26 protein-coding genes are annotated in these 23,782 nt (G+C 71.2%); 11 read left to right on the top strand and 15 right to left on the bottom strand.

Annotated features, from left to right (window positions below; genetic code table 11):
• Positions 1-63: 63 nt before the first annotated feature.
• Complete coding sequence (gene serB, locus AB0I83_RS29520) at positions 64-1,311, top strand: phosphoserine phosphatase SerB (RefSeq protein ID WP_356843695.1); 1,248 nt, start codon at positions 64-66, stop codon at positions 1,309-1,311.
• 145 nt (positions 1,312-1,456) lie between these two features.
• Here serB and AB0I83_RS29515 read toward each other — a convergent pair whose 3' ends face one another.
• The 4 genes from AB0I83_RS29515 to AB0I83_RS29500 all read right to left on the bottom strand — a co-directional run bounded on the left by AB0I83_RS29515 (position 1,457) and on the right by AB0I83_RS29500 (position 3,821).
• Positions 1,457-1,975, bottom strand: coding sequence for a histidine phosphatase family protein (locus AB0I83_RS29515; RefSeq protein WP_363306814.1), 519 nt, complete (start codon positions 1,973-1,975; stop codon positions 1,457-1,459).
• A 116-nt stretch (positions 1,976-2,091) separates the two neighbouring features.
• Entirely contained in the window at positions 2,092-2,298 is a 207-nt protein-coding gene (locus AB0I83_RS29510; RefSeq protein ID WP_363306813.1) for a hypothetical protein, read from the bottom strand.
• A 135-nt stretch (positions 2,299-2,433) separates the two neighbouring features.
• Positions 2,434-2,550, bottom strand: a complete 117-nt coding sequence (locus AB0I83_RS29505) for an SGM_5486 family transporter-associated protein (RefSeq protein ID WP_356536210.1) — start codon at positions 2,548-2,550, stop codon at positions 2,434-2,436.
• A 17-nt stretch (positions 2,551-2,567) separates the two neighbouring features.
• Positions 2,568-3,821 carry an MFS transporter gene (locus tag AB0I83_RS29500; protein WP_363306812.1) on the bottom strand — a complete coding sequence of 418 codons (1,254 nt, stop codon included), beginning with the start codon at positions 3,819-3,821 and terminating at the stop codon, positions 2,568-2,570.
• Between the two features lie 138 nt (positions 3,822-3,959).
• Here AB0I83_RS29500 and AB0I83_RS29495 point away from each other — a divergent pair, with 138 nt between their 5' ends.
• Positions 3,960-4,637 carry a FadR/GntR family transcriptional regulator gene (locus AB0I83_RS29495; RefSeq protein ID WP_363306811.1) on the top strand — a complete coding sequence of 226 codons (678 nt, stop codon included), beginning with the start codon at positions 3,960-3,962 and terminating at the stop codon, positions 4,635-4,637.
• A 61-nt stretch (positions 4,638-4,698) separates the two neighbouring features.
• On the opposite strand, the gene AB0I83_RS29490 is transcribed toward AB0I83_RS29495, so the two are convergent.
• The 3 genes from AB0I83_RS29490 to fabG form a co-directional block, all read right to left on the bottom strand.
• Positions 4,699-5,070, bottom strand: coding sequence for a hypothetical protein (locus AB0I83_RS29490; RefSeq protein ID WP_356536213.1), 372 nt, complete (start codon positions 5,068-5,070; stop codon positions 4,699-4,701).
• A 206-nt stretch (positions 5,071-5,276) separates the two neighbouring features.
• On the bottom strand, positions 5,277-6,044 hold the full coding sequence (gene fabI / locus AB0I83_RS29485; RefSeq protein WP_356536214.1) for an enoyl-ACP reductase FabI: 768 nt from the start codon (positions 6,042-6,044) through the stop codon (positions 5,277-5,279).
• A 5-nt stretch (positions 6,045-6,049) separates the two neighbouring features.
• Positions 6,050-6,769, bottom strand: coding sequence for a 3-oxoacyl-[acyl-carrier-protein] reductase (gene fabG, locus AB0I83_RS29480; RefSeq protein WP_356536215.1), 720 nt, complete (start codon positions 6,767-6,769; stop codon positions 6,050-6,052).
• A gap of 355 nt (positions 6,770-7,124) precedes the next feature.
• Between fabG and AB0I83_RS29475 the strand changes: the two genes are divergently transcribed.
• The 3 genes from AB0I83_RS29475 (at position 7,125) to tyrS (ending at position 11,378) form a co-directional block, all read left to right on the top strand.
• Positions 7,125-8,648, top strand: a complete 1,524-nt coding sequence (locus AB0I83_RS29475) for a TldD/PmbA family protein (RefSeq protein WP_363306810.1) — start codon at positions 7,125-7,127, stop codon at positions 8,646-8,648.
• Positions 8,645-10,039 (top strand): metallopeptidase TldD-related protein, encoded by a 1,395-nt coding sequence (locus tag AB0I83_RS29470; protein WP_356536217.1) that lies wholly within the window; start codon positions 8,645-8,647, stop codon positions 10,037-10,039. The genes AB0I83_RS29475 and AB0I83_RS29470 overlap by 4 nt, the downstream gene beginning before the upstream one ends.
• 70 nt (positions 10,040-10,109) lie before the next feature.
• Positions 10,110-11,378 carry a tyrosine--tRNA ligase gene (gene tyrS / locus AB0I83_RS29465; protein ID WP_356536218.1) on the top strand — a complete coding sequence of 423 codons (1,269 nt, stop codon included), beginning with the start codon at positions 10,110-10,112 and terminating at the stop codon, positions 11,376-11,378.
• A 70-nt stretch (positions 11,379-11,448) separates the two neighbouring features.
• Here the strand turns inward: tyrS and AB0I83_RS29460 are convergent, their stop codons facing one another.
• Positions 11,449-11,733: a GlsB/YeaQ/YmgE family stress response membrane protein gene (locus AB0I83_RS29460; protein ID WP_356536219.1), complete on the bottom strand. Its 285-nt coding sequence runs from the start codon at positions 11,731-11,733 to the stop codon at positions 11,449-11,451.
• A 212-nt stretch (positions 11,734-11,945) separates the two neighbouring features.
• On the opposite strand from AB0I83_RS29460, the gene AB0I83_RS29455 reads away from it, so the two are divergent.
• Both AB0I83_RS29455 and AB0I83_RS29450 read left to right on the top strand, forming a co-directional pair.
• The gene (locus tag AB0I83_RS29455) at positions 11,946-12,332 is read left to right on the top strand and encodes a DUF3099 domain-containing protein (RefSeq protein ID WP_356536220.1); all 387 of its coding nucleotides are present in this window, start codon (positions 11,946-11,948) and stop codon (positions 12,330-12,332) included.
• Between the two features lie 223 nt (positions 12,333-12,555).
• Positions 12,556-12,804 carry a hypothetical protein gene (locus AB0I83_RS29450; protein ID WP_356536221.1) on the top strand — a complete coding sequence of 83 codons (249 nt, stop codon included), beginning with the start codon at positions 12,556-12,558 and terminating at the stop codon, positions 12,802-12,804.
• Here AB0I83_RS29450 and moaA read toward each other — a convergent pair.
• The 3 genes from moaA to AB0I83_RS29435 form a co-directional block, all read right to left on the bottom strand.
• Positions 12,787-13,776 carry a GTP 3',8-cyclase MoaA gene (moaA, locus tag AB0I83_RS29445; RefSeq protein ID WP_356536222.1) on the bottom strand — a complete coding sequence of 330 codons (990 nt, stop codon included), beginning with the start codon at positions 13,774-13,776 and terminating at the stop codon, positions 12,787-12,789. The two genes, AB0I83_RS29450 and moaA, sit on opposite strands and share 18 nt — an antisense overlap.
• A 159-nt stretch (positions 13,777-13,935) precedes the next feature.
• Entirely contained in the window at positions 13,936-15,576 is a 1,641-nt protein-coding gene (locus AB0I83_RS29440; RefSeq protein WP_363306808.1) for a cation acetate symporter, read from the bottom strand.
• A complete protein-coding gene (locus AB0I83_RS29435; protein WP_356536224.1) occupies positions 15,573-15,938 on the bottom strand; it encodes a DUF485 domain-containing protein in 366 nt (121 codons plus the stop codon). The genes AB0I83_RS29440 and AB0I83_RS29435 overlap by 4 nt, the downstream gene beginning before the upstream one ends.
• 320 nt (positions 15,939-16,258) lie before the next feature.
• On the opposite strand from AB0I83_RS29435, the gene AB0I83_RS29430 reads away from it, so the two are divergent.
• Complete coding sequence (locus AB0I83_RS29430; protein WP_356536225.1) at positions 16,259-17,791, top strand: S8 family serine peptidase; 1,533 nt, start codon at positions 16,259-16,261, stop codon at positions 17,789-17,791.
• A gap of 49 nt (positions 17,792-17,840) precedes the next feature.
• On the opposite strand, the gene AB0I83_RS29425 is transcribed toward AB0I83_RS29430, so the two are convergent.
• The 4 genes from AB0I83_RS29425 to AB0I83_RS29410 form a co-directional block, all read right to left on the bottom strand.
• Entirely contained in the window at positions 17,841-18,884 is a 1,044-nt protein-coding gene (locus tag AB0I83_RS29425; protein ID WP_356536226.1) for a zinc-dependent alcohol dehydrogenase family protein, read from the bottom strand.
• Positions 18,885-18,905: 21 nt separating this feature from the next.
• Complete coding sequence (locus tag AB0I83_RS29420) at positions 18,906-19,586, bottom strand: lysoplasmalogenase (RefSeq protein WP_363306807.1); 681 nt, start codon at positions 19,584-19,586, stop codon at positions 18,906-18,908.
• A complete protein-coding gene (locus tag AB0I83_RS29415) occupies positions 19,583-20,491 on the bottom strand; it encodes a sterol desaturase family protein (RefSeq protein WP_363306806.1) in 909 nt (302 codons plus the stop codon). Before AB0I83_RS29415 ends, AB0I83_RS29420 begins: the two co-directional genes overlap by 4 nt.
• 254 nt (positions 20,492-20,745) lie before the next feature.
• Positions 20,746-21,465, bottom strand: coding sequence for a VIT family protein (locus AB0I83_RS29410; RefSeq protein ID WP_356536229.1), 720 nt, complete (start codon positions 21,463-21,465; stop codon positions 20,746-20,748).
• Positions 21,466-21,606: 141 nt separating this feature from the next.
• Here AB0I83_RS29410 and AB0I83_RS29405 point away from each other — a divergent pair, with 141 nt between their 5' ends.
• The 3 genes from AB0I83_RS29405 to AB0I83_RS29395 all read left to right on the top strand — a co-directional run bounded on the left by AB0I83_RS29405 (position 21,607) and on the right by AB0I83_RS29395 (position 23,775).
• Complete coding sequence (locus AB0I83_RS29405) at positions 21,607-22,614, top strand: DEDDh family exonuclease (RefSeq protein ID WP_356843700.1); 1,008 nt, start codon at positions 21,607-21,609, stop codon at positions 22,612-22,614.
• 63 nt (positions 22,615-22,677) lie between these two features.
• Entirely contained in the window at positions 22,678-22,911 is a 234-nt protein-coding gene (locus AB0I83_RS29400; protein ID WP_356536231.1) for a hypothetical protein, read from the top strand.
• 69 nt (positions 22,912-22,980) lie between these two features.
• On the top strand, positions 22,981-23,775 hold the full coding sequence (locus tag AB0I83_RS29395; RefSeq protein WP_356843702.1) for an SURF1 family protein: 795 nt from the start codon (positions 22,981-22,983) through the stop codon (positions 23,773-23,775).
• Positions 23,776-23,782 lie beyond the last annotated feature (7 nt).

Genomic DNA, 23,782 nt, shown 5'->3' with positions numbered 1-23,782 from the left:
GTGCTGTCCGCCACTCGGGACGGGCTTCTGGGCGACCCGGCGGCCCTATACGGTGGGACCACCATGAGCGCACCTCAGCCACCTCGGTCTCCTGAGCTCCCTGACCCGCCTCGGGACACGGACGCCCCCACTCTTCTCGTCAAGATCTTCGGTAAGGACAGGCCGGGCATCACCGCCGGACTCTTCGACACGCTGGCCGCGTACGCCGTGGACGTCGTGGACATCGAGCAGGTGGTCACCCGTGGACGCATCGTCCTGTGCGCCCTGGTGACCTCGCCGACCCCCGGCGGCACGACCGAGGGCGACCTCCGGGCGACCGTGCACAGCTGGGCGGAGTCGCTGAAGCTCCAGGCCGAGATCATCTCGGGTACCGGTGACAACCGGCCCCGGGGTGACGGCCGTTCACATGTGACGGTACTGGGGCACCCGCTCACCGCGGAGTCCACGGCGGCCATAGCGGCCATGATCACCTCCACCGGCGGCAACATCGACAGGATCTTCCGTCTCGCGAAGTACCCGGTCACGGCGGTCGAGTTCGCGGTGTCCGGCACCGGCACGGAGGAGCTGCGGACCGCGCTCGCGACGGAGGCGGCCGGAATCGGTGTCGACATCGCCGTCGTCTCGGCCGGGCTGAGCCGCCGGGCACAGCGCCTGGTCGTCATGGACGTCGACTCGACGCTCATCCAGGACGAGGTCATCGAGCTCTTCGCGGCCCACGCCGGCTGCGAGGCCGAGGTCGCCGCGGTGACGGAGCAGGCGATGCGCGGCGAGCTCGACTTCGAGCAGTCCCTGCACGCGCGCGTGGCACTGCTGGCGGGGCTCGACGTCTCGGTGGTGGAGAAGGTACGCGCGGAGGTACGGCTGACGCCCGGCGCCCGCACCCTGATCCGGACGCTGAAGCGGCTGGGCTACCAGGTCGGCGTCGTCTCGGGCGGCTTCACCCAGGTCACGGACGACCTCAAGGAGCGCCTCGGGCTCGACTTCGCCTCCGCCAACACCCTGGAGGTCGTGGACGGCAGGCTCACCGGCCGGGTCGTGGGAGACATCGTCGACCGTGCGGGCAAGGCCCGGCTGCTGCGCAGCTTCGCGGCCCAGGCGGGCGTACCACTGGCGCAGACGGTGGCGATCGGGGACGGCGCGAATGATCTGGACATGCTGAACACGGCCGGCCTAGGCGTCGCCTTCAACGCGAAGCCGGTCGTCCGGGAGGCCGCCCACACGGCGGTGAACGTCCCGTTCCTGGACACCGTGCTGTACCTGCTCGGCATCACCCGCGAGGAGGTCGAGGCCGCCGACGGCCTCGTCGACTGACCAGTAGGGACCCCGCGCGCACGGGAGGCCTGACCGCGTACGCGCGGAACCGGGAGCGCGTACGCACGGAGAGCAGCCGCGGAAGACGGAAACGGAAAAGGGGCGCCGGCACATTCACTGTGCCGGCGCCCCTTCGCGTGTCCGCTCAGTCGTTCGGTGTCCAGTACTCGACGAGCTTGCCCACACCGTGCTCCAGGTCCTTCCAGGAACCGGGGAACTCGACGACGGCGTAGGCGGCGGTCGGGAAGCCGTCCCTGGTCATCCGGGCGAGCGCGTCGTCCTCGGCCTTGCCGGACAGCGCGTCCGCGGCAGCGTGCATACCCGGGTTGTGGCCGATGACCAGGAGATTCCGCACGTCGTCGGGGGTCTCGCCGAACAGGGCGATCAGCTCGCCGAGGGAGGCTTCGTAGAGCCTCTCCTCGTACACCGTCCTGGGGCGCTGCGCGAACTCGTGGACCGCGAGCTTCCAGGTCTCACGGGTCCTGGTGGCGGTCGAGCAGAGGGCCAGATCGAGGGGGGTTCCCGAATCGGCGAGCCTGCGGCCGGCGACGGGGGCGTCCTTCCTGCCCCGTTCGGCCAGTGGCCGCTCATGGTCGGACTCCTGCGACCATTCCGCCTTTGCGTGCCTGAGAAGGACGATCCTGCGAGGTGTATCGGCGCTCATACATCTCAGCTTCGCATGAATTGCACCTCAGGGCGCAGGGAGTTGACGTGCTCACCCGGTAGGGACGGATCAAGGCCGTGGTCCGCTTCCGCCCCCCGTCAGCGGGCCGGGAACCCTCAGAGGGCCAGGAACTCCAGGATGCGTCCGAACAGGCGCCCGAGCGCGGGATCACCGGCCGCCGCGTGTGCCTGGCCGGGTTCCAGGATGAGCAGGAGCAGCACCGCGAAGGCGAGAGCGGGCAGCACGACGGCCCACCACGGCAGAGTGACCTCGACGGAGCCCCGCGCGGGGCGGGGGGTCCGGGTGTGTGTTCGGGCCGGCATGTCCGCCTCCGTGGGTCCTGGGCCGTCTCAGGCAGAACCTACGGGCCGACCGGCGGCTGTCCCATCCGGTGAGCCACCCACTGGACCCTGAACCTGGCCCCCTAGGGGACAGGGGGGCCTGCCCCACCCCCGATGTCAGGGGGAGGCGATCGTGGCGATCACGCCGATGACCAAGGAGATGAGAAGCATCGCCCCGAACACGAGGAGGAGCTTCTTCTGACCGTTCTGGGGGTTCGGATCGAGCACTGGCATGCGCACAGTCTCGCATCTCAGCATTCGTCCTCGATCGTCCGGTCCCTTCCGGCGAGCACGCCCGCCACCGTCTGGGGCACGAGCAGGCCGGCCATGAGGGCGAGCGGCAGACCCCAGCCGCCGCTGTGCTGGTACAGCACGCCGACGAGCAGCGGGCCGGGGATGGAGAGCAGGTAGCCGGTGGACTGCGCGAAGGCGGAGAGCCTGACGACCCCGGCACCGGAGCGCGAACGCATCCCGATCATGGTGAGGGCGAGCGGGAAGGCGCAGTTCGCGATTCCCAGCAGCAGCGCCCAGAGCCAGGCGCCGCCTGCCGGGGCGAGGTAGAGGCCGGCGTAGCCGAGGAGCCCGCACCCGCTCAGCACGAGGACGATGGGCCCCTGGGTGCGCAGCCGGGAGGCGACCCGGGGGATGACGAAGGCGAGGGGTACGCCCATGGCCATGGTCACGGCGAGCAGGACGCCCGCGGTACCCGCCGGGATCCCCGAGTCCCGGAAGATCTGCGGCATCCAGCCCATGGTGATGTACGCGGCCGTGGCCTGGAGGCCGAAGAAGCAGGCCAGCGCCCAGGACGTACGGCTCCGGGTGATCCGGAGCACGGGCGCCGCCGGGGCGCCGGCGCCCGGTCCCGCCGTCTTGGCGCGGTCCTTCAGGAAGGGGACCCAGGGCACGACGGCGACGGCGGCCAGCACCGCCCAGACGGCGAGTCCGGTCCGCCAACTGCCGCCCAGGGCGTTGGTCATGGGCACGGTGAGGGCTGCCGCGAGGGCGGTGCCGAGAGCCAGTGCCATGGAGTAGAGCCCGGTCACGGTGCCGACCCGGTCGGGGAACCAGCGCTTCACGATGACGGGCATCAGGACGTTGCTGACGGCGATGCCCATCAGGGCCAGGGCGCTGGCGGCGAGGAACCCCGCCGCGCCTCCGAGGAAGGGGCGGATCAGCAGACCTGCGGCGATGGCCGCCATGCCCGCGCACACGACGGCGCTGGGACCGAAGCGGCGGGCGAGCCTCGGCGCCATGAAGCCGAACAGAGCGAAGCACAGCGGCGGCACGGAGGTGAGGAGGCCGGCGACACCGCCGCTCATGTGCAGCCCGTCCCGGACCTCCTCCAGGAGGGGGCCGAGGCTGGTGATGGCGGGCCGGAGGTTGAGTGCGGTGAGGACGAGCCCGATGGTGACGATCCGCAGCACCCAGGGCGAGGGCGTGGGGGCGGGCGGGGTCCGGACGGGAGCGGCGGCCGGGCTCAGTGTCGGGGTCTCGTCGTGACGCATGGGACCCATCATAGAATCATGGGATGATTAAATGTCCACTCCGCCCGGTCCTCCACTCCACCGCTCCACGTGCTCACACCTGAAACACTTCGGAGAGACGATCGGCCTGCATACGCCGGACCACGAGCAAGGAGCACCATGGCGCTGACGTCACCACGGCGTTCGGCTCTCGCCGACCAGGTGATTGCCCAGCTGAGGAATCAGATCACCGCGGGCGAGTGGCCCGTGGGCTCACGGATTCCCACCGAACCCGAGCTCGTCGAACAGCTCGGGGTCGCCCGCAACACGGTGCGCGAGGCGGTGCGCGCCCTGGCGCACAACGGGCTGCTGGACATCCGCCAGGGCTCCGGCACGTATGTCGTGGCCACCAGCGAACTGGCCGGGGTGATGCACCGCCGCTTCGCGGACGCCGACCCCCGGCACGTCGCCGAGCTGCGCTCCACGCTGGAGTCCTCGGCCGCCAGGCTCGCCGCACTCCGGCGTACGGAACGCGATCTGCGGCAGCTCGACACGCTGATGGCGCGGCGCGAGGCGACCTGGGAGGCAGGTGACGCGGAGGCCTTCGTCGCCGCCGACGCGACCCTGCACCTCGCCGTGGTCGCCGCCTCGCACAACGACGTCCTGACCGAGCTCTACGCCGACCTGAACGACCTGCTGCGCGACTACCTCCGGGACGACGTGGGACCGGAGCTGGGGCCGGAGGGGCTCATGGACCACACGCGTCTCGTCGAGGCGATCCGGGCCGGCGACCCGGAGACGGCCGCGGCGGAGGCCGCCGCCCACGCGCTGGACTGCCTGCGCGAGCGGGTCCAGTAGCCCGGGGGTCCAGTGGCCGGGGCGGTCCGCTCCCGGAGCGGGCGAGGGGCCGGGACAGCCCTCAGGAGGTCACCGAGTGGCTGACCCACGCCGAGCCGACCTCTTTCCAGCAGCGGTCCTCCAGCTTGACCGTTCGGCCGGGCTGCACCGCGACGGCCCCGCCGTCCGCGTCGACGTCCCACCAGCGGACGCACTCGGTGTGGAGCCGGACGAGGTCGGTGGTGGGGTAGGGGTTGTGGCAGTAGGCGACCACCCGGGACCCGTCGACCGACGTACGGCATTCGGCCCCGGAGGGCTCGGGCTCCGGGGCGCGGGGAGCCGCCGCGCCGCTCCCGGTACGGCCTGCCGCGCTCACGGCCACCGGGGCGAGGAGACCCGGGACGACGGCCGCGGCGGCGAGGAGGGACCAGGTTCGGCGACGTGTGGAGCGCACAGCGATCTCCTCCCCGCAGCCTGACAAGAAGTCCGGTTCACCACATTCTGCGGTGGCGCGGCCATCTTTTCGACTTGAGCGCCGGACGGCCCCGGCGCGTGCGGGCTCCGGACGCGCCGAAGGGCCCCGTTACGCGCGACGGCCGCGTACCGGAGCCGGGAAGGCGGGTACGCGGCCGTCGGGACCGTGCGTGCGGGACGTACGAGTCAGGCGCCCATCATGTGCACGCCACCGTCGACGTGGATGATCTCGCCGGTCGTCTTCGGGAAGAAGTCCGAGAGCAGCGCGACGACACCGCGGCCGGCCGGCTCCGGGTCGGCCATGTTCCACTCCAGCGGGGAGCGGTGGTTCCAGACGTCCGCGAGCTCGCCGAAGCCGGGGATGGACTTGGCGGCCATGGAGCCGATCGGTCCGGCCGAGATCAGGTTGCAGCGGATGCTGTCCTTGCCCAGGTCGCGGGCGAGGTAGCGGGAGGTGGCCTCCAGCGCGGCCTTGGCCGGGCCCATCCAGTCGTACTGGGGCCAGGCGAACTGCGCGTCGAAGGTGAGGCCGACGATGGAACCGCCCTCCGCCATCAGGGGCTTGCAGGCCATGGCCAGCGACTTCAGCGAGAACGCCGAGACGTGCATCGCCGTGGCGACCGACTCGAAGGGCGTGTTGAGGAAGTTACCGCCGAGCGCGTCCTGCGGCGCGAAGCCGATGGAGTGCACCACGCCGTCCAGCGAGCCGAGCTCGGCCTCGACCAGACCGGCGAGGCGGTCCAGGTGCTCGTCGTCGGTCACGTCGAGCTCGATGACCTTGGCGGGCTTCGGGAGCTTCCTGGCGATGCGCTCGGTCAGCGTGGGCCGGGGGAAGGCCGTGAGGATGACCTCGGCGCCCTGCTCCTGGGCCACCTTCGCGGTGTGGAACGCGATGGACGACTCCATCAGCACACCCGAGATGAGGATGCGCTTGCCGTCGAGAATTCCGCTCATGGTGATCAGTGACCCATGCCCAATCCGCCGTCAACGGGGATGACGGCTCCAGTGATGTACGACGCGTCGTCGGACGCGAGGAAGCGCACCGCGGCGGCGATCTCGGCGGGCTGCGCGTAGCGGCCGAGCGGCACCTGGGAGACGATGCCCTTGCGCTGCTCGTCGGTGAGCACCTGGGTCATGTCGGTATCGACGAACCCGGGCGCGACGACGTTGAACGTGATGTTGCGCGAGCCGAGCTCACGGGCCAGCGACCGGGCGAAGCCGACCAGGCCCGCCTTGGACGCCGCGTAGTTGGCCTGGCCGGCGGAGCCGAGCAGACCGACGACCGAGGAGATCAGGACGACGCGGCCCTTCTTGGCGCGCAGCATCGCGCGGTTGGCGCGCTTGACCACGCGGAAGGTGCCGGTGAGGTTGGTGTCGAGCACGGACGTGAAGTCGTCCTCGGACATCCGCATCAGCAACTGGTCCTTGGTGATACCGGCGTTGGCGACCAGCACCTCCACGGGGCCGTGCTTCTCCTCGACCTCCTTGTAGGCCTGCTCCACCTGCTCGGTGTCGGTGATGTCGCACCGGACCGCGAGCACGCCCGCCTCGGTGAGCACCTGGGGCGGCTCGCCCGAGCGGTAGGTGATGGCGACCTTGTCGCCGTTGTCGGCGAAGGCGCGGGCGATGGCGAGGCCGATGCCCCGGTTTCCTCCGGTGACGAGAACCGAGCGGCTCAACGGATCACCCTTTCCTTGGCGGTCTGGTACGTCGAAAACCTATCGGTACCACCCTGCATCCAGGGAATCGGCCTCTGACAGCGCCGCCGGGCGGCCTCTGTGGGGTTCCCACAGTCGCGACCGCCGCGCCGGTCCGCCGCCCCGGGCGCGAGCCCGGCCGGTTCCGCTCATGGGCCGCCCCGGTCGTCCGTCAGCGGTGCCGTCGGCCGGACGCCGAGAACCCGGCCCCGCCAACCGTGACTATCAGCCGACTACCGCACAGCACGCCCTGGACCTGGGAAACGTGTAGCCGACCGGCGGCGTCCCGTTGCATGGTTCACTCCGAGGTACTCAGAGAGAAGAAGGGGAACTCTTCGTGGCCCACGAGGTAGATCAGTCGTTCCTGGCCCTGCCGCTCCGCGCCCTCGCCGACGCGGCGCTCGCCCGCGCCCGCGCGCTCGGCGCCGTGCACGCGGACTTCCGGTTCGAGCGGGTGCGCGGCGCCTCCTGGCGGTTGCGGGACGCCCGGCTCTCCGGGACGTCGGACAGCACCGACACCGGGTACGCGGTCCGGGTGGTGCACGGCGGGGCGTGGGGTTTCGCGTCCGGGGTGGACCTGACGATGGACGCGGCGGCGAAGGTGGCCTCGCAGGCCGTCGCCATGGCGAAGCTGTCGGCGAAGGTGATCGCGGCGGCGGGCTCGGACGAGAGGGTCGAGCTGGCGGACGAGCCGGTGCACGGCGAGCGGACCTGGGTGTCGGCGTACGAGCGCGACCCCTTCGACGTGCCGGACGCGGAGAAGGCCGGGTTGCTCGCCGAGTGGAGCGGGCGGCTGCTGGCGGCCGACGGGGTCGCGCATGTGGACGCCTCGCTGATGACGGTCCACGAGAACAAGTTCTACGCGGACACGGCCGGCACCGTCACCACCCAGCAGCGGGTGCGGGTGCACCCGCAGCTGACGGCGGTGGCCGTGGACGGGACGACCGGCGAGTTCGACTCGATGCGGACCATCGCGCCGCCGGTGGGCCGCGGCTGGGAGTACCTCACGGGCACCGGCTGGGACTGGGACTCCGAACTGGAGCGCATTCCGGGGCTGCTGGCCGAGAAGATGCGGGCACCGGGCGTCGAGGCGGGGACGTACGACCTGGTCGTCGACCCCTCCAACCTGTGGCTGACCATCCACGAGTCCGTGGGCCACGCGACCGAGCTGGACCGCGCGCTGGGTTACGAGGCGGCGTACGCCGGGACGTCGTTCGCGACCTTCGACCGGCTGGGCAAGCTGGCGTACGGCTCCCCCGCGATGAACGTCACGGGTGACCGCACCGCCGAGCACGGGCTCGCGACCATCGGCTACGACGACGAGGGCGTCGAGGCGCAGTCCTGGGACCTGGTCAGGGACGGGACGCTGGTCGGCTACCAGACGGACCGGCGGATCGCGCGGCTGACGGGTCTGGGACGCTCCAACGGGTGCGCGTACGCCGACTCGCCGGAGCACGTCCCCGTCCAGCGCATGGCGAACGTCTCGCTGGAACCGGATCCGGGCGGGCTGTCCACCGAGGATCTGATCGGGGGCGTGGAGCGCGGGATCTACGTGGTCGGCGACCGGTCCTGGTCGATCGACATGCAGCGTTACAACTTCCAGTTCACCGGGCAGCGGTTCTTCCGGATCGAGAACGGCAGGCTCGCGGGCCAGTTGCGGGACGTTGCCTACCAGGCGACGACCACCGACTTCTGGGGCTCGATGGAGAAGGTCGGCGGCCCGCAGACGTACGTGCTCGGAGGGGCGTTCAACTGCGGCAAGGCCCAGCCCGGGCAGGTCGCGGCCGTCTCGCACGGCTGCCCCTCCGCTCTCTTCCGGGGCGTGAACATCCTCAACACGACGCAGGAGGGCGGGCGATGAGCCGCGTCAGCAAGCCGTACGAGATCGTCGAACGCGCACTGGAGCTCTCCACCGCCGACGGCTGTGTGGTCATCGCGGACGAGACCTCCTCCGCGAACCTGCGCTGGGCGGGCAACGCGCTCACCACGAACGGGGTGACGCGGGGCCGGAGCCTGACCGTGATCGCGACCGTGGACGGGGCCGAGGGGACGGCGTCGGGGGTGGTGTCGCGCTCCGCGGTCACCGCCGACGACCTGGAGCCGCTCGTACGGGCCGCCGAGGCCGCCGCACGCGGTGCCGGGCCCGCCGAGGACGCCCAGCCACTGGTCTCCGGGGTCCCGGCGTCCGCCGGCTTCACCGAGCCGCCGGCCGAGACCGGATCCGACGTCTTCGCCGACTTCGCACCGGCGCTCGGCGACTCCTTCGCCCGGGCCCGCGCGGGCGGCCGTGAGCTGTACGGCTTCGCCCACCACCAGCTGACGTCGACCTACCTGGGTACGTCGACGGGGCTGCGGCTGCGCCACGACCAGCCGAACGGGACGCTGGAGCTCAACGCCAAGTCGCCCGACCGGACCCGGTCCGCCTGGGCGGGCAGGGCAACCCGCGACTTCAAGGACGTCGACCCGGCGGCCATGGACGCGGAGCTCGCGCAGCGCCTCGGCTGGGCCGAGCGCCGGATCGAGCTGCCCGCCGGGCGCTACGAGACCCTGTTGCCGCCGACCGCCGTCGCCGACCTGCTGATCTACCAGTACTGGTCGGCGGGAGCGCGGGACGCCGCCGAGGGCCGGACGGTCTTCTCCCGGCCCGGCGGCGGCACGCGGCTGGGCGAGAAGCTCTCCGAGCTTCCGCTGACCCTGCGCAGCGACCCGTACGCGCCGGGGCTGGAGTCCGCCCCGTTCGTCATCGCGCACGCGTCCGGGGACGACTCCTCGGTCTTCGACAACGGGCTGCCGCTGGCACCGACCGACTGGATCAGGAACGGCAAGCTTGAACGGCTGACCACGACGCGCCACTCCGCGGCGCTCACACGGCAGCCGGTGGTACCGGCGGTCGACAACCTGGTCCTGGACGGCGGTGGTGAGCGGTCGCTGGAGGAGATGGTGGCCGCGACGACCGGCCCGGCCCTGCTGCTGACCTGCCTCTGGTACATCCGGGAGGTGGATCCGGCCACCCTGCTGCTGACCGGGCTGACCCGTGACGGGGTCTACCTGGTGGAGGACGGCCAGGTCGTCGGCGAGGTGAACAACTTCCGGTTCAACGAGTCCCCGGTGGGGCTGCTGTCCCGGGCGTCGGAGGCGGGCCGTACGGAGCGGACGCTTCCGCGCGAGTGGGGCGACTACTTCACCCGGGCGGCGATGCCCGCGCTGCGCATCCCGGACTTCCAGATGAGCTCGGTCAGCCGGGGGGTCTGACCCCCATAGACTGACCGGACGACAGACCGACCGGACACCCGATCGAACCCCCACGAGGAGAGAAGAGACCGTGACGGACATCGTCGACGAGCTGAAGTGGCGCGGGCTGTTCGCCCAGTCCACCGACGAGGACGCACTGCGCAAGGCTCTCGCGGACGGCCCCGTCACCTTCTATTGCGGGTTCGACCCGACCGCCGCGAGTCTTCACGTGGGCCACCTGGTGCAGGTGCTCACGATGCGCCGGCTGCAGCTCGCCGGCCTGAAGCCGCTCGCGCTGGTCGGCGGGGCCACCGGCCAGATCGGTGACCCGCGCCCGACCGCGGAGCGCACGCTGAACGACCCGGAGACCATCGCCGCGTGGGTCCAGCGGCTGCGCGGCCAGATCGAGCCCTTCCTCACCTTCGAGGGCCCGAACGCCGCCACGATGGTCAACAACCTGGACTGGACCGCGGGTCTCTCCGCGATCGAGTTCCTCCGGGACATCGGCAAGCACTTCCGGGTCAACAAGATGCTCACCAAGGACTCCGTGGCCCGCCGGCTGGAGTCCCAGGAGGGCATCAGCTACACGGAGTTCAGCTACCAGCTCCTTCAGGGCATGGACTTCCTGGAGCTGTACCGGCGCCACGGCTGCACCCTCCAGCAGGGCGGCAGCGACCAGTGGGGCAACCTCACGGCGGGGATCGACCTGATCCACCGCCTGGAGCCGGGTGCCGCCGTGCACGCGCTGGCGACACCGCTCATGGTGAAGGCCGACGGCACCAAGTTCGGGAAGTCGGAGAGCGGTGCGGTCTGGCTCGACCCGGAGATGACGACGCCGTACGCGTTCTACCAGTTCTGGCTGAATGTGGACGACCGGGACATCTCGACGTACATGCGCATCCTCAGCTTCAAGAGCCGCGAGGAGCTCGAGGAGCTGGAGACGCTCACCGAGGAGCGCCCGCAGGCGCGTTCGGCGCAGCGGTCGCTGGCCGAGGAGTTGACGACGCTGGTACACGGCGGCGCCCAGTGCGCCGCGGTCATCGCGGCGTCGAAGGCGCTGTTCGGCCAGGGCGAGCTCGGCGAGCTGGACGAGGCGACGCTGAGCGCGGCGCTGTCCGAGGTGCCGCACGCCAGGGTCGCCGAGCTCGGCCCCGTGGTGGACCTCCTGGTCGAGGTCGGGCTGTCGGCAAGCAAGTCGGCCGCCCGCCGCACCGTCAAGGAGGGCGGGGCCTACGTGAACAACGCGAAGGTCGTGGACGGCGAGAGCGCCCCCGCGGATTCCGAGCTGCTGCACGGCAGGTGGCTGGTGCTGCGCCGGGGCAAGAAGAACCTGGCCGCCGTCGAGGTCACGGCCGGCTGACCGCCGGGCACAGCACCGCGGCCGGCCACGCGTCTCGCGTGGCCGGCCGCGGTGCTGTGTCACATCCGGATCAGGTGCTCTGCCTCTTGTTCCGGTTGCCTCTGATGGACTGCCAGACCATGTCGCCGACACCGACGACGGCCACGGCGCCGATCAGCTGAAGGACGTGGCGGATCCAGTCGATCCCCTTGGTGTCGTTCACACCGATCCAGGTCGCGACGGCGTTGCCGAGGATGCTGCCGAGGATGCCGAACACCACAGTCAGCCACAGAGGGATGTCCTGCTTGCCGGGCAGGATCGCTCGGGCGATCACACCCAGCACCAGACCCACGATGATTGCCCACAACCAGCTCATATCGCCTCCTCGCGCGGCGCGATGTGCGCACGCCCACCAGTCTCTGTTCGCAGCGCATACGCCGCATGCCGGACAGGGCCGTACGTGGACAAGGGGTTCGGACCCACGCGCGCGGGGCGCGCCCCGGTCTCGGCGCTCGGGGATACCGGGCGTACCGTAGGGGCGGTGTCGTCCGGACAAGTCCGGCACAGAGATCTGGCGGTGTGATCACGATGGGGAAGCAGAGCGGCGCGGAGGTCTTCCGGATCACGGGTGCGCGGCAGAGCCTCGCCGACGATGTGCGCGGCAGACAGCGGCGCTACATCATCTCGATGTCCGTGCGCACCGTCTCCGTGGTGCTGGCCGCGACCCTGTGGAACGTCGAGAGGCACGTGGCCGTGGTGGCGCTCGCGCTGGGCGTCCTGCTGCCGTACGTCTCCGTCGTCATCGCCAACGCCGGTCGCGAGAACACCCCTTCGCTGCCCACGACGTTCGTGGTCGCGCCGCTGCGGCCGGCCCTCGACGCGCCCCCGCAGGCCGGGCCCGCGAAGCCCGGCCCGGAGGCGGGCACGGAGTCCGGGCGGACCGGCGCGACCGGGGATCCACGCGCCGCGGACTGAACGGCGGCAGGCGCGGGAAAGCTCAGGAAGAGCTCAAATCAATCATGCCGTTCAGGTGCACCGCGCCATGCTCCCCATGCCATACTTCGGATGCGCTCCGCATCCCCCGTCGGAGCGACGGACCGACGCCGGGCAGCTCCCCCCGTGGCTGCCCGGCGTCGCCTTTTCTCCGGCGGGGATGCGTCGCGAAGGGCTCGGACGCACAGCCCTTAGGGTTGAGGCCGTGAACCTCCCCGACATTTCCGCCGAGAGCGCCACCGGTGCGCCGGTCTGTTCCGCGAAGGGCTGCCGCGCCGATGCCGTATGGGTGCTGGCCTGGAACAACCCGAAGCTGCACACGCCCGAGCGCCGTAAGACCTGGCTGGCCTGCGACGAGCACCGGGAACACCTGTCGTCGTTCCTCGGGGTGCGCGGCTTCCTGAAGGACGTCGTGCCGTTGGAGGAGTGGGAGTCCTCAGCCGCCGATCGCTGACATCGGGCGGTCGGGCTGCAGGAAGGCGGGGTCGTCGAGTCCGGAGCCCGCCTTCTTGCCCCACATCGCGAGCTTCCAGATCCTGGCGATCTCCTCGTCGGGCGCGTCGGAGCGCAGGGCGCCCCGCAGGTCCGTCTCCTCGCGGGCGAACAGGCAGGTGCGGACCTGGCCGTCGGCGGTGAGCCGGGTGCGGTCGCAGGCGCGGCAGAAGGGCCTGGTCACGGAGGCGATGACACCGACGCGGTGCGGGCCGCCGTCCACAGTCCAGCGCTCGGCCGGGGCGGATCCGCGCTCCCGGTCCCCCTCCTCGGTGAGGGTGAAGCGTGTCCGCAGCGAGGCGAGGATGTCACCTGCCGTGATCATTCCGTCGCGCTTCCAGCCGTGCTGGGCGTCGAGCGGCATCTGCTCGATGAAGCGGAGCTCGTAGTCGTTCGCCACGGCCCAGGCGAGCAGCTCGGGGGCCTCGTCGTCGTTGAGGCCGGGCATGAGGACGGAGTTGACCTTGACCGGCGTGAGACCTGCCTCGTGCGCGGCGCCGAGTCCTTCGAGCACGTCCTTGTGGCGGTCCCTGCGGGTGAGCGTCTTGAAGACGTCGGGGCGCAGGGTGTCCAGGGACACGTTGACCCGGTCGAGGCCCGCCGCCTTCAGTGCGGCAGCGGTGCGCTTGAGCCCGATGCCGTTGGTGGTGACCGACATCCTGGGCCGGGGCTCCAGGGCCGCGCACCGCTCGACGATGGAGACGAGTCCGGGGCGCAGCAGCGGCTCGCCGCCGGTGAAGCGGACCTCGGTGATACCGAGGCCGGTGACGGCGATGCGGACCAGCCGGACGATCTCGTCGTCGGTGAGCAGGTCGGGTTTGGCCAGCCACTGCAGGCCCTCTTCGGGCATGCAGTAGGTGCAGCGGAGATTGCACTTGTCCGTCAGTGAGACACGCAGGTCGGTGGCGACCCGGTCGTAGGTGTCGACGAGCACTGTTGAGCCCCCTCCTCGTTGGTGTCCGTGATTGCGGTCCGACTCCTCCGAGAGTACGCGAGACCGCTGACATCCAGGGTGCGCGGTTGACACGAGGTACGACGGGGCCCCGTCGTAGGTCTCTACGACGGGGCCCCGTGGGGTGCGGTGGCGGGCGGGTCAGTGGGCCCCGGTGCCGGTGAGGGACTTGACCTCGAGTTCCGCGTACTTGCCCTTGTCCGGCTCCTCCTTGGAGAGGACCGAGCCCACCCAGCCGAGCAGGAAGCCCAGCGGGATGGAGATGAGGCCCGGGTTCTCCAGGGGGAACCACGCGAAGTCGACGTCCGGGAACATCGAGGTGGCCTTGCCGGAGACGACCGGGGAGAAGAGCACCAGCAGGACGGACGAGGCGAGGCCGCCGTAGATCGACCAGAGGGCGCCCTGCGTGGTGAACCGCTTCCAGAAGAGGCTGTAGAGGATGGTCGGCAGGTTGGCCGACGCGGCGACGGCGAAGGCCAGGGCCACGAGTCCCGCGACGTTCAGGTCCCGGGCCATCGCGCCGAGTCCGATCGAGACGACGCCGATCGCGACGGTGGCCCAGCGGGCCGCCCTCATCTCCTCCTTCTCGGTGGCCCGCCCCTTGCGGATGACGTTGGCGTAGATGTCGTGGGCGAAGGAGGACGAGGAGGCGAGGGTGAGTCCCGCGACGACGGCGAGGATGGTGGCGAAGGCGACGGCGGAGATGACGGCCAGCATGACGGCGCCGCCCGTGGTGCCGACCCCGCCGAGGTACTCGGCGAGCTGGGGTGCCGCCGCGTTGCCGGCCGGGTTCTTCGCCTTGATCTCCTCGGGCCCGATGAGGGCCGCTGCGCCGAAGCCGAGGGCGATCGTCATCAGGTAGAAGGCGCCGATGATCCCGATGGCCCAGTTCACGGACTTGCGCGCGGCCTTGGCCGTCGGGACGGTGTAGAAGCGGATCAGGATGTGCGGCAGACCGGCGGTGCCGAGCACCAGCGCGATGCCGAGCGAGATGAAGTCCAGCTTCGACACGTCGGTGGCACCGTACTTGAGGCCGGGCTCCAGGAACGCCGCACCGTGGCCGCTCTTCTCCGCGGCGGTACCGAGCAGGTCGGAGACGTTGAAGTCGAACTTCCACAGCACCATCAAGGTCATCAGGAGTGCGCCCGCGATGAGCAGCACGGCCTTGACCATCTGCACCCAGGTGGTGCCCTTCATGCCGCCGATGGTGACGTAGACGATCATCAGCACGCCGACGAGCGCCACGATGAGGACCTTGCCCGCGTCGCTGGTGATGCCGAGCAGCAGCGAGACGAGCACCCCCGCGCCCGCCATCTGGGCCAGCAGATAGAAGATCGACACCACGATGGTGGAGACGCCCGCGGCGGTGCGTACGGGCCTCTGCCGCATGCGGTAGGCAAGGACGTCGCCCATGGTGTAGCGGCCGGAGTTACGCAGCGGTTCGGCGACGAGCAGCAGGGCGACGAGCCAGGCCACGAGGAAGCCGATGGAGTAGAGGAAGCCGTCGTATCCGAAGAGGGCGATGGCCCCGGCGATGCCGAGGAACGACGCTGCCGACATGTAGTCGCCGGATACCGCGAGGCCGTTCTGGAACGCGGTGAACTGGCGCCCGCCGGCGTAGAAGTCGGAGGCGCTCCTGGTCTGCCGGCCCGCCCAGACGGTGATGCCCAGGGTCGCGGCGACGAAGACCGCGAAGAGGGTGATGATCAGCGGCCGGTGCTCGGTCGTCGACGACGACGCGGCCAGTTGGACCACGGCGTGCGACTGGTACGCGACGCTCATACGTCGGCCTCCATACGGGACTTGATGGCCGCCGCCTGCGGGTCGAGCTTGTTCGCGGCGTGGCGCGAGTAGAACCAGGCGATCAGGAACGTGGTGGCGAACTGGGCGAGGCCGAACACGAAGGCCACGTTGAAGTTGGCGAAGACGATCTTGCCCATGAAGTCGCCGGCGTAGCTGGACAGCAGCACGTACAGCAGGTACCAGGCGATGAAGCCGACGGTCAGCGGGAAGGCGAAGGAGCGGTGGGAGCGGCGCAGCTCGGCGAACTCCGGGCTGTTCTGCGTCTCGAGGAACGCCTCGGTCGTGGGCTGGACGGGGCCGTCGTCCTCATGGCCCTGGGGCGGCGGTGCTTCGGTGGCCACGGATTCTCCTCGCGACGCGGATGCGGTGGTCGGGGCGGTGGATTTCAAGGGGAGTCCTCTGCCTTGTCGGGTGGTGGGGGCTGGTTGCACGACTCCCTGTGCAACGGCACGGAGGGCGCGGCGAAGCGGTTCACCGAAGGTTCGGGTCTTCTTGTACGGGTACGGACGGGCGGGTAAACGCGCCTCCCGGAGGTCACACCTCGAACTCACTTGCCCGTATTCGTTGATGTGCCGGCAAGATCAGCGATAACTTCACTGGTCATGTACCGGACCGGACACGCCTGTGTCCGGCCCACCGGCACGGATGATGTGGAGAACCCATGGCTCATCTGGCATCCAGACGGACACGCGCTCTCACGCTGCCCGTCGGGCTCGCGCTCACGGCCTCGCTCGGCTTCCTCCCGACGGGTACCGCGTCCGCGGCACCCTCGGACGAGCCGGCGGCGGCGGTTCCGGCCGACGGCCCGGAGTTGTCGTACGTCGTGAACACGCGAGCGGGTCACGGCACCGTCAAGCAGGTCCGCAAGGCGATATCCAAGGCCGGCGGAACCGTCGTGACCTCGTACGACAGGATCGGCGTCGTCGTCGTCCACTCGAAGAACCCGGACTTCGGCGCGACGATCCGCAAGGTCAGGGGCGTGCAGTCGGCGGGCGCGACGCGCACCAGCCCGATCGTCCCGCAGGCGACGAAGGACATCGGGGTCGAGCAGCCCCTCACCGCCGCCCAGGCCACCGCCGCCGCGAACGACGCGGTGGCCGGCCAGGACCCGCTGGAGCCCCTGCAGTGGGACCTGCCCGCCATCAAGGCGGACAAGGCGCACCAGAAGTCGCTCGGCAGCAGCAAGGTCACGGTCGCCGTCATCGACACGGGTGTGGACGACACCCACCCGGACCTGGCACCGAACTTCGACCGCAGGGCCTCGGTGAACTGTGTGTCCGGCGTGCCGGACACCACGGACGGCGCCTGGCGGCCCGCCGCCGGCGAGAGCGACCACGGCACGCACGTCGCGGGCACCATAGCCGCGGCGAAGAACGGCGTCGGCGTCACCGGCGTCGCGCCGGGCGTGAAGGTCTCCGGCATCAAGGTGTCCACGCCGGCCGGCCTCTTCTACACCGAGGCCGTCGTCTGCGGCTTCGTCTGGGCCGCCGAGCACGGCGTCGACGTGACCAACAGCAGTTACTACACCGACCCGTGGCTGTTCAACTGCAAGAACGACCCGGACCAGGGCGCCCTGGTCGAGGCGATCACCCGAGCCACCCGTTACGCGGAGGGCAAGGGCGTCGTCAACGTCGCCGCGGCAGGCAACTCCGACCACGACCTGGCCCTCGACGCCATCGAGGACACCACGAGCCCGGACGACGCCACGCCGGTCACCCGCACGATCGACCCGAGCGAGTGCCCGGACATCCCGAGCATGCTGCCGGGTGTCGTGACCGTCTCCGCGACCGGCGCGAAGGGCCTGAAGGCCTCGTACTCGAACTACGGTCTCGGGGTGATCGAGGTCGCCGCCCCCGGTGGCGACTCGACCGTCTACCAGACGCCCGCACCGCCGGCCACCAGCGGCCTGATCCTCTCCACGCTGCCCGGCGGCAAGTTCGGCTACAAGGCCGGGACGTCCATGGCGTCCCCGCACGTCGCGGGCGTCGCGGCACTGATCAGGTCCACCCACCCGCACGCCTCGGCGGCCGGGGTGAAGGCGCTGCTGACGCACCAGGCGGACGCCACCGCCTGTGGCGCGCCGTACGACATAGACGGTGACGGCACCGTCGACGCCGTCTGCGAGGGCGGCAAGAACTACAACGGCTTCTACGGAGCCGGTGTCGTGGACGCGCTGGACGCTGTCCGCAGGTAAGGCACGGGCGAGGGGCCGGGGATCCGTTCCCGGCCCCTCTCGCGTACCGCTAGGGCTTGATGAGCACCTTGAGCGCCGTGCGCTCGTCCATCGCCCTGTATCCGTCCGGCACCCCGTCCAGGCCGACGGCCAGATCGAAGACGGGCGACGGGTCGATGATGCCGTCGAGCACGTCGGGGAGCAGTTCCGGGATGTACGTACGCACGGGGGCGACGCCGCCCCGCAGCGCGATGTTCCGGTCGAACATGGCGTCGAGGTCGATCCCGGTGCCGCTGCCGTGCGGGACCCCGACGTAGCCGATGGAGCCCCCGTCGCGGACGATGTCGATGGCCGTACGCATGGACTGCTCGGTGCCGACCGCCTCGATCACGCCGTGGGCGCCTTCGCCGCGCGTCAGCTCCCGTACGGCGGCGAGGGCCGCCTCGCCGCGTTCGGCGACGACGTCCGTGGCGCCGAACGCCCGCGCGATGTCCGTGCGCGCGGTGTGGCGGCCCAGCGCGATGATCCGCTCCGCGCCCAGCCGCTTGGCCGCCATGACACCGCACAGGCCGACCGCGCCGTCGCCGACCACCGCCACGGTGCTCCCGGGCCCCGCACCGGCGCCGAGCGCCGCGTGGTGTCCGGTGCCCAGGACGTCGGAGAGCGCCAGGAGCGCGGTGAGCAGCCGGTCGTCGGACGCCGCGGCGGCCGGGAGCCGCACCAGGGTGCCGTCGGCGAACGGGACGCGGACGGCCTCGCCCTGGCCGCCGTCGGAGCCGACCGAGCCCCAGAAGCCGCCCTGCGGGCACGAGGTGGTGAGCCCCTCGGCGCAGTAGGTGCACGTGCCGTCGGACCAGACGAAGGGGGCGACCACGAGATCGCCGACGGCGAAGCCCTCGACCCCGGGACCGGCCTCCTCGACGACGCCGAGGAACTCGTGGCCGATGCGCTGGCCGGGCTGCCGGGCGGATTCGCCTCGGTAGGCCCACAGGTCACTGCCGCAGATGCAGGCCCGCAGGACCCGGAGCACGACGTCGGTGGGCTGCTGGATCGTGGGGTCGGGCACCTCCTCGACGCGTATGTCGTGGGCGGCATGGATCACGGTGGCGCGCATGCGTCGAAGTCCTCGCTCGTCTCAGATTCTGATACCGCCCTCACGGTACGCCCCGGGGGCGGCGCCGGCGGAATCCGTGGCGGCGTCGAGCGCTCCCCGGGTCAGCAGGTACTGCGCGGCGATGTAGGTCAGCATGATCCAGAAGTCGTGGGCGGGCAGCGGCGGCCAGTCCGCGATGCCGGTGGCGATGAGCGCGTCGGAGAGCAGGAAGAGCGCGCCGCCGAGTGCGGCGTACCGCCCGAGGACGCCCGACCGCCAGGCCATCGCCGTGAGCAGCAGGCTGTACCCGGTCAGCGGGATCCGCAGGCCGGAGGGCAGTCCGGGCCACAGGAGGACGACGAAGCCCACGAGGACGGCGGCGTAGACGAGGCCGGTGACCGGCCGTAGGGGAGCGCGGCCGAAGAGCAGGAGATAGCAGACGTGGCCCGCGGCGAAGAAGGCCATGCCGGCGAGGAAGGCGGGCTCCGCGTCGGGCATCAGCAGCACGTCCCCCGCCCAGCCGCACAGCAGCGCGGCGGTCAGCAGCCTGGGGCCGCCTCGGGCGGCGGCGTAGCCGGTGAGCAGGAGCATCAGCAGCGGCTTGGTGGCCACGTGGGCGGCGTCGACCCCGGCGAGGAGTCCTGCCAGGTGGACCAAGGAGACGGACAGGAAGGCGACGAGCAGCGGGCGTACGAGCCGGGGCGCACCGGCACCGGCGGTCATCCGGCGCGCTCGGTGGCGGCGTGCGGCTGCGCGGCGGCCGGGGCGGGCACGGGCACGGTGGCCTCCGCGGTCCGCGACGGCTGCCAGCCCGGCCCCCGGAAGACCCGGCCCGCCCGCTCGCTCCAGGAGTCCGCCGACCGCACGTCGCGGGCGATGGCGGCGTACTCGTGGGTGGCGACGCGGAACGGGTTGTTGGTGGTGATGTTCTTGGTGAGGCCGAAGACGGGCCGCTCGGTCTCGGCGGTGAAGGAGCCGAAGAGCCGGTCCCAGACGATCAGGATCCCGCCGAAGTTCCGGTCGAGGTAGCCGCCCTGCGAGGCGTGGTGGACCCGGTGGTGGGAGGGGGTGTTGAGGACGTACTCGAAGGGCCGGGGCAGCCTGTCGATCCGCTCGGTGTGCACCCAGAACTGGTAGACGAGGTTCGCCGACGAGCAGAAGGCGAGTGCGGCCGGGTGGACGCCGAGGGCGATGAGCGGCAGGTAGAACGGCCAGGAGGTGAGCGAGGTCCAGGGCTGGCGGAGGGCGGTGGTGAGGTTGAACTTCCTGCTGGAGTGGTGGACCACGTGGCAGGCCCAGAGGATCCGGATGACGTGGTGGCCCCGGTGGGACCAGTAGTAGAAGAAGTCCTGGGCGAGGAGCATCAGCAGGACGGTCCACCACAGCACGGGGACGCGCAGCGGGGTGAGTTCGTACAGGGCGGCGTAGACCGCGACGACGGGTATCTTCCACAGCAGGTCGAAGACCAGGCTGCCCAGCCCCATGGTGACGCTGGTGGTGGCGTCCCTGGCGTCGTACCCGGCGGCCTCGTCGTCCGGGTGGAGGCGGTAGGACACCATCTCGAGGACGGCGAGCAGGACGAAGGCGGGGATCGACCACAACACGGCATCGGGCAGGTTCGGCTCCATGCGAGCACCGTAGAGCCGTCCCGGGTGCTGGGCATAGACGTTGTTACCGACAAGTATGTGAGACATGGCGTCATGAGCGTTTGGTGGGTTCCGCCAACCGCTCCGGCGTGGGAGCCACGGCGTACGGACCGGCGCGGAGGACGAACTCAACGTGCGCTGGCGGGTGTTGCGACCAACCGGCGTACCGCGGGGCCCTCCGCGAGGCAGCGGCGGCGCCCGGGCGCTGCCGGACGCTCCGCCGGGCCGGACCCCCGCTACGCCCCCGCCGCCCCCAGCAGCAGCCCCGCGCCGTAGGTCACGGCCATCGCCACCGCTCCCCCGGCCATGTTCCGCAGCACCGCGCGGCCGGCCGCGGCCTCGCCCAGCCGGGCACTCCACCAGCCGGTGAGCGCCAGGGCCGCCAGCACCGACACCACCGTGACGGCAAGCCGCAGCGAGGTAGGCGGCAGCACGATCGCGAGGAGCGGCAGCAGCGCGCCCACCGTGAAGGCCAGGAAGCTCGCCCCGGCCGCGTGCCACGGGTTCGTCAGCTCGTCCGGGTCGATACCGAGCTCGACCTCCGCGTGGGCGCGCAGCGCGTCGCGCTTCGTGAGCTGGACGGCCGCCTCACGTGCGAGCCGGCTGCTCAGCCCCTTCTCCTCCAGCAGCCCGGCCAGTTCGGCGAGTTCCTCCTCCGGGGTCTCCTCGAGCTCCCGCCTCTCCGTCGCCAGCGCGGCCTTCTCCGAGTCCCGCTGGGTGGACACCGACACGTACTCGCCCGCGGCCATCGACATCGAGCCCGCGAGCAGCCCGGCCAGACCGGCCGTCAGCAGGGTGGCGCGGTCCCCCGTCGCACCGGCCACCCCGACGACGAGGCCGGCGGTCGAGACCACACCGTCGTTGGCCCCCAGCACCGCGGCCCGCAGCCAGTTGAGCCGGGCGCCGAGTCCGTTTCCGTGGGGTTCGTCGTGCGTCTGCCCCTGCGTGTCCGTCATCCGGGAAGCGTCTCACCGCGTCCGCCGCGGGCCGGGCCAGGACCGCTCGTCCGGCGCGGCGGCCAACTGCTCGGCGAGGTGGCCGGGTTCGCGGCCCCGGGCGCCCGGATAGGTCACTGTCGGTCCCGGCCCGTATTCTCTGTGACCATGCTCGACGACCGTCAGACCGCAGCGCCGTGGCCGGCCGCGTATCCCCAGGGGTACGCGGTCGTCGACGTGGAGACCACCGGACTCGCCCGCGACGACCGGATAGTGTCCGCTGCCGTGTACCGCCTTGACGCCCGGGGCGAGGTCGAGGACCACTGGTACACCCTGGTGAACCCGGAGCGGGACCCCGGGCCGGTCTGGATCCACGGACTGACCAGCGATGTCCTGGAGGGTGCGCCGCTCTTCCCCGAGGTGGCGGCACAGCTGTCCGAGCGGCTCGCGGGACGGGTGCTGGTCGCCCACAACGCCGCGTTCGACTGGTCGATGATCGCCCGAGAGTACGCGCGCGCGGCGGTCACCGCACCGGTCGAGCAGCGCCTGTGCACCATCGCGCTCTCCAAGGAGCTCAGGCTCCCCCTGCCCAACCACAAGCTGGAGTCGCTGGCCGCGCACTTCGGCGTGGTGCAGCAGCGTGCGCACCACGCCCTGGACGACGCCCGGGTGCTGGCGGAGGCGTTCCGGCCGAGCCTGCACGCGGCGGCCAGGGACGGGGTGCGGCTGCCGCTGCTTGAGTGCCGCCCGCTGACCGAGTGGTACGACTCACCGGTCACCCCGCGCGCCGGCTACCGGCCCTCGCAGGCGCAGGGGAGCTGGCGCGCCTCGCGCAAGCGTCCCGCCTGCCCGTACCCCAACCCGGGGCGCTACGAGTCGGACAAACCGCTCATGCAGGGGATGCGGGTGGCGTTCTCCGGAGACACCTCCATCGACCGGGAGCTGCTGGAGGACCGCGCGGTGGAGGCGGGCCTGCACGTGGCGACCAGCGTGTCGCGACTGACCAGCCTGCTCGTCACCAACGACCCGGACTCGGCGACCTCCAAGACGGTGAAGGCCAGGTCCTTCGGCACGCCGGTCCTGGAGGAGAGCGCCTTCACCCATCTGCTGAGGGACGTGGCACCTGCCAGGTCGGTCGCGGTACCGAAGCCGTCACCGTCATCTGAGTGAACCGGCGGCGACTCGCCCCGCGCCCTCTCGCCCGTCGCCTCGCGGCGTCCCAACCTGTGGCGCATGGCACGTTGTGAGGTTTGCGGAAACGACTACGGGATGTCATTCGAGGTGCACGCGCAGGGCGCGGTGCACGTCTTCGACTGCTTCTCCTGCGCCATCCACCGCATGGCGCCCATCTGTGAGCACTGCCGGGTCCAGGTGATCGGCCAGGGCGTCGAGGTGGAGGGCCACTGGTACTGCGGCGGTCACTGCGCCAAGGCCGAGGGGAGGACGGGCATCGTGGACAAAGTGTGACGGTCCGTCCCACCCGCGCGGAGGACCCCTCCGTGCCGCACCCCATGACCCCGGCTGTACGGTCATGGGGTGTACCGCTTCCTGTTGACCCGGCAGTGGGTGCTCGTCACCCTCCTCGTCCTCGCCATGATCCCCACGATGGTCGAGCTGGGTTTCTGGCAGCTGCACCGGCATGAGCACCGGGTCGAGCAGAACGCGCTGATCTCGCGGAACCTCGAGTCCGATCCGGTGCCCGTGGACCGCCTCACCTCACCCGGGCACACGGTCCCCCGCTCCGACTACTGGCGCGCGGTGACGGCGACGGGGACCTTCGACACCGGGCACGAGGTCGTCGTACGCCGCCGCACCTCGCAGGACGAGCGCATCGGCGTACTGGTGCTGACCCCGCTGGACCTCAAGGGCGGCGGCACCGTCCTGGTCAACCGCGGCTGGGTCGAGGCCGCGCCCGACCAGCAGGCGTTCCCCGAGGTTCCGGCCCCGCCCCGCGGCGAGGTCGCCGTCACGGGCCGGCTCAAGGCGGACGAGACGACGGGCACCAGCGGCATCAAGGACCTCAGCGGCCTGCCGGACCGCCAGGTGATGCTGATCAACAGCGCCCAGCAGGCGCACCTGCTCGGCCGTCCGGTCCTGGGCGGGTACCTGGAGCTGACCGCGCCCGCACCGGCCGACGGCCGCCCCGAGACGATCGCGGCCCCGGACGACAGCTCCATCGGCCCCCACATGGCGTACGCGGTCCAGTGGTGGCTGTTCGCCGCCGGCGTCCCCGTCGGCTGGGTCGTCCTCGTACGCCGGGAGAAGCGCGACCTCGAACAGGCCGCCCGGGAGCGCGAGACGGCCGGGCAGCCGGAGCCGGCGACCGCCTGAGGGCCCG

Origin of the sequence: Streptomyces sp. NPDC049970 (assembly GCF_040660235.1) — a bacterium.
Classification (GTDB): domain Bacteria; phylum Actinomycetota; class Actinomycetes; order Streptomycetales; family Streptomycetaceae; genus Streptomyces.
The sequence above is the reverse complement of the archived record's forward strand: the minus strand, read 5'-3'. Positions and strand labels throughout refer to the sequence as shown.

Bases quoted from the DNA above. Each gene is read 5' to 3' on its own strand.
- AB0I83_RS29495 (WP_363306811.1), top strand. From the start codon at position 3,960: ATGGCGCTGACGTCACCACGGCGTTCGGCTCTCGCCGACCAGGTGATT.
- AB0I83_RS29400 (WP_356536231.1), top strand. From the start codon at position 22,678: ATGGCACGTTGTGAGGTTTGCGGAAACGACTACGGGATGTCATTCGAG.
- AB0I83_RS29415 (WP_363306806.1), bottom strand. From the start codon at position 20,491: ATGGAGCCGAACCTGCCCGATGCCGTGTTGTGGTCGATCCCCGCCTTC.
- AB0I83_RS29410 (WP_356536229.1), bottom strand. From the start codon at position 21,465: ATGACGGACACGCAGGGGCAGACGCACGACGAACCCCACGGAAACGGA.
- AB0I83_RS29505 (WP_356536210.1), bottom strand. From the start codon at position 2,550: ATGCCAGTGCTCGATCCGAACCCCCAGAACGGTCAGAAGAAGCTCCTC.
- AB0I83_RS29430 (WP_356536225.1), top strand. From the start codon at position 16,259: ATGGCTCATCTGGCATCCAGACGGACACGCGCTCTCACGCTGCCCGTC.
- AB0I83_RS29455 (WP_356536220.1), top strand. From the start codon at position 11,946: ATGGGGAAGCAGAGCGGCGCGGAGGTCTTCCGGATCACGGGTGCGCGG.
- AB0I83_RS29425 (WP_356536226.1), bottom strand. From the start codon at position 18,884: ATGCGCGCCACCGTGATCCATGCCGCCCACGACATACGCGTCGAGGAG.
- serB (WP_356843695.1), top strand. From the start codon at position 64: ATGAGCGCACCTCAGCCACCTCGGTCTCCTGAGCTCCCTGACCCGCCT.
- fabI (WP_356536214.1), bottom strand. From the start codon at position 6,044: ATGAGCGGAATTCTCGACGGCAAGCGCATCCTCATCTCGGGTGTGCTG.
- AB0I83_RS29510 (WP_363306813.1), bottom strand. From the start codon at position 2,298: ATGCCGGCCCGAACACACACCCGGACCCCCCGCCCCGCGCGGGGCTCC.
- AB0I83_RS29420 (WP_363306807.1), bottom strand. From the start codon at position 19,586: ATGACCGCCGGTGCCGGTGCGCCCCGGCTCGTACGCCCGCTGCTCGTC.
- AB0I83_RS29440 (WP_363306808.1), bottom strand. From the start codon at position 15,576: ATGAGCGTCGCGTACCAGTCGCACGCCGTGGTCCAACTGGCCGCGTCG.
- AB0I83_RS29500 (WP_363306812.1), bottom strand. From the start codon at position 3,821: ATGCGTCACGACGAGACCCCGACACTGAGCCCGGCCGCCGCTCCCGTC.
- AB0I83_RS29460 (WP_356536219.1), bottom strand. From the start codon at position 11,733: ATGAGCTGGTTGTGGGCAATCATCGTGGGTCTGGTGCTGGGTGTGATC.
- AB0I83_RS29470 (WP_356536217.1), top strand. From the start codon at position 8,645: ATGAGCCGCGTCAGCAAGCCGTACGAGATCGTCGAACGCGCACTGGAG.
- AB0I83_RS29515 (WP_363306814.1), bottom strand. From the start codon at position 1,975: ATGAGCGCCGATACACCTCGCAGGATCGTCCTTCTCAGGCACGCAAAG.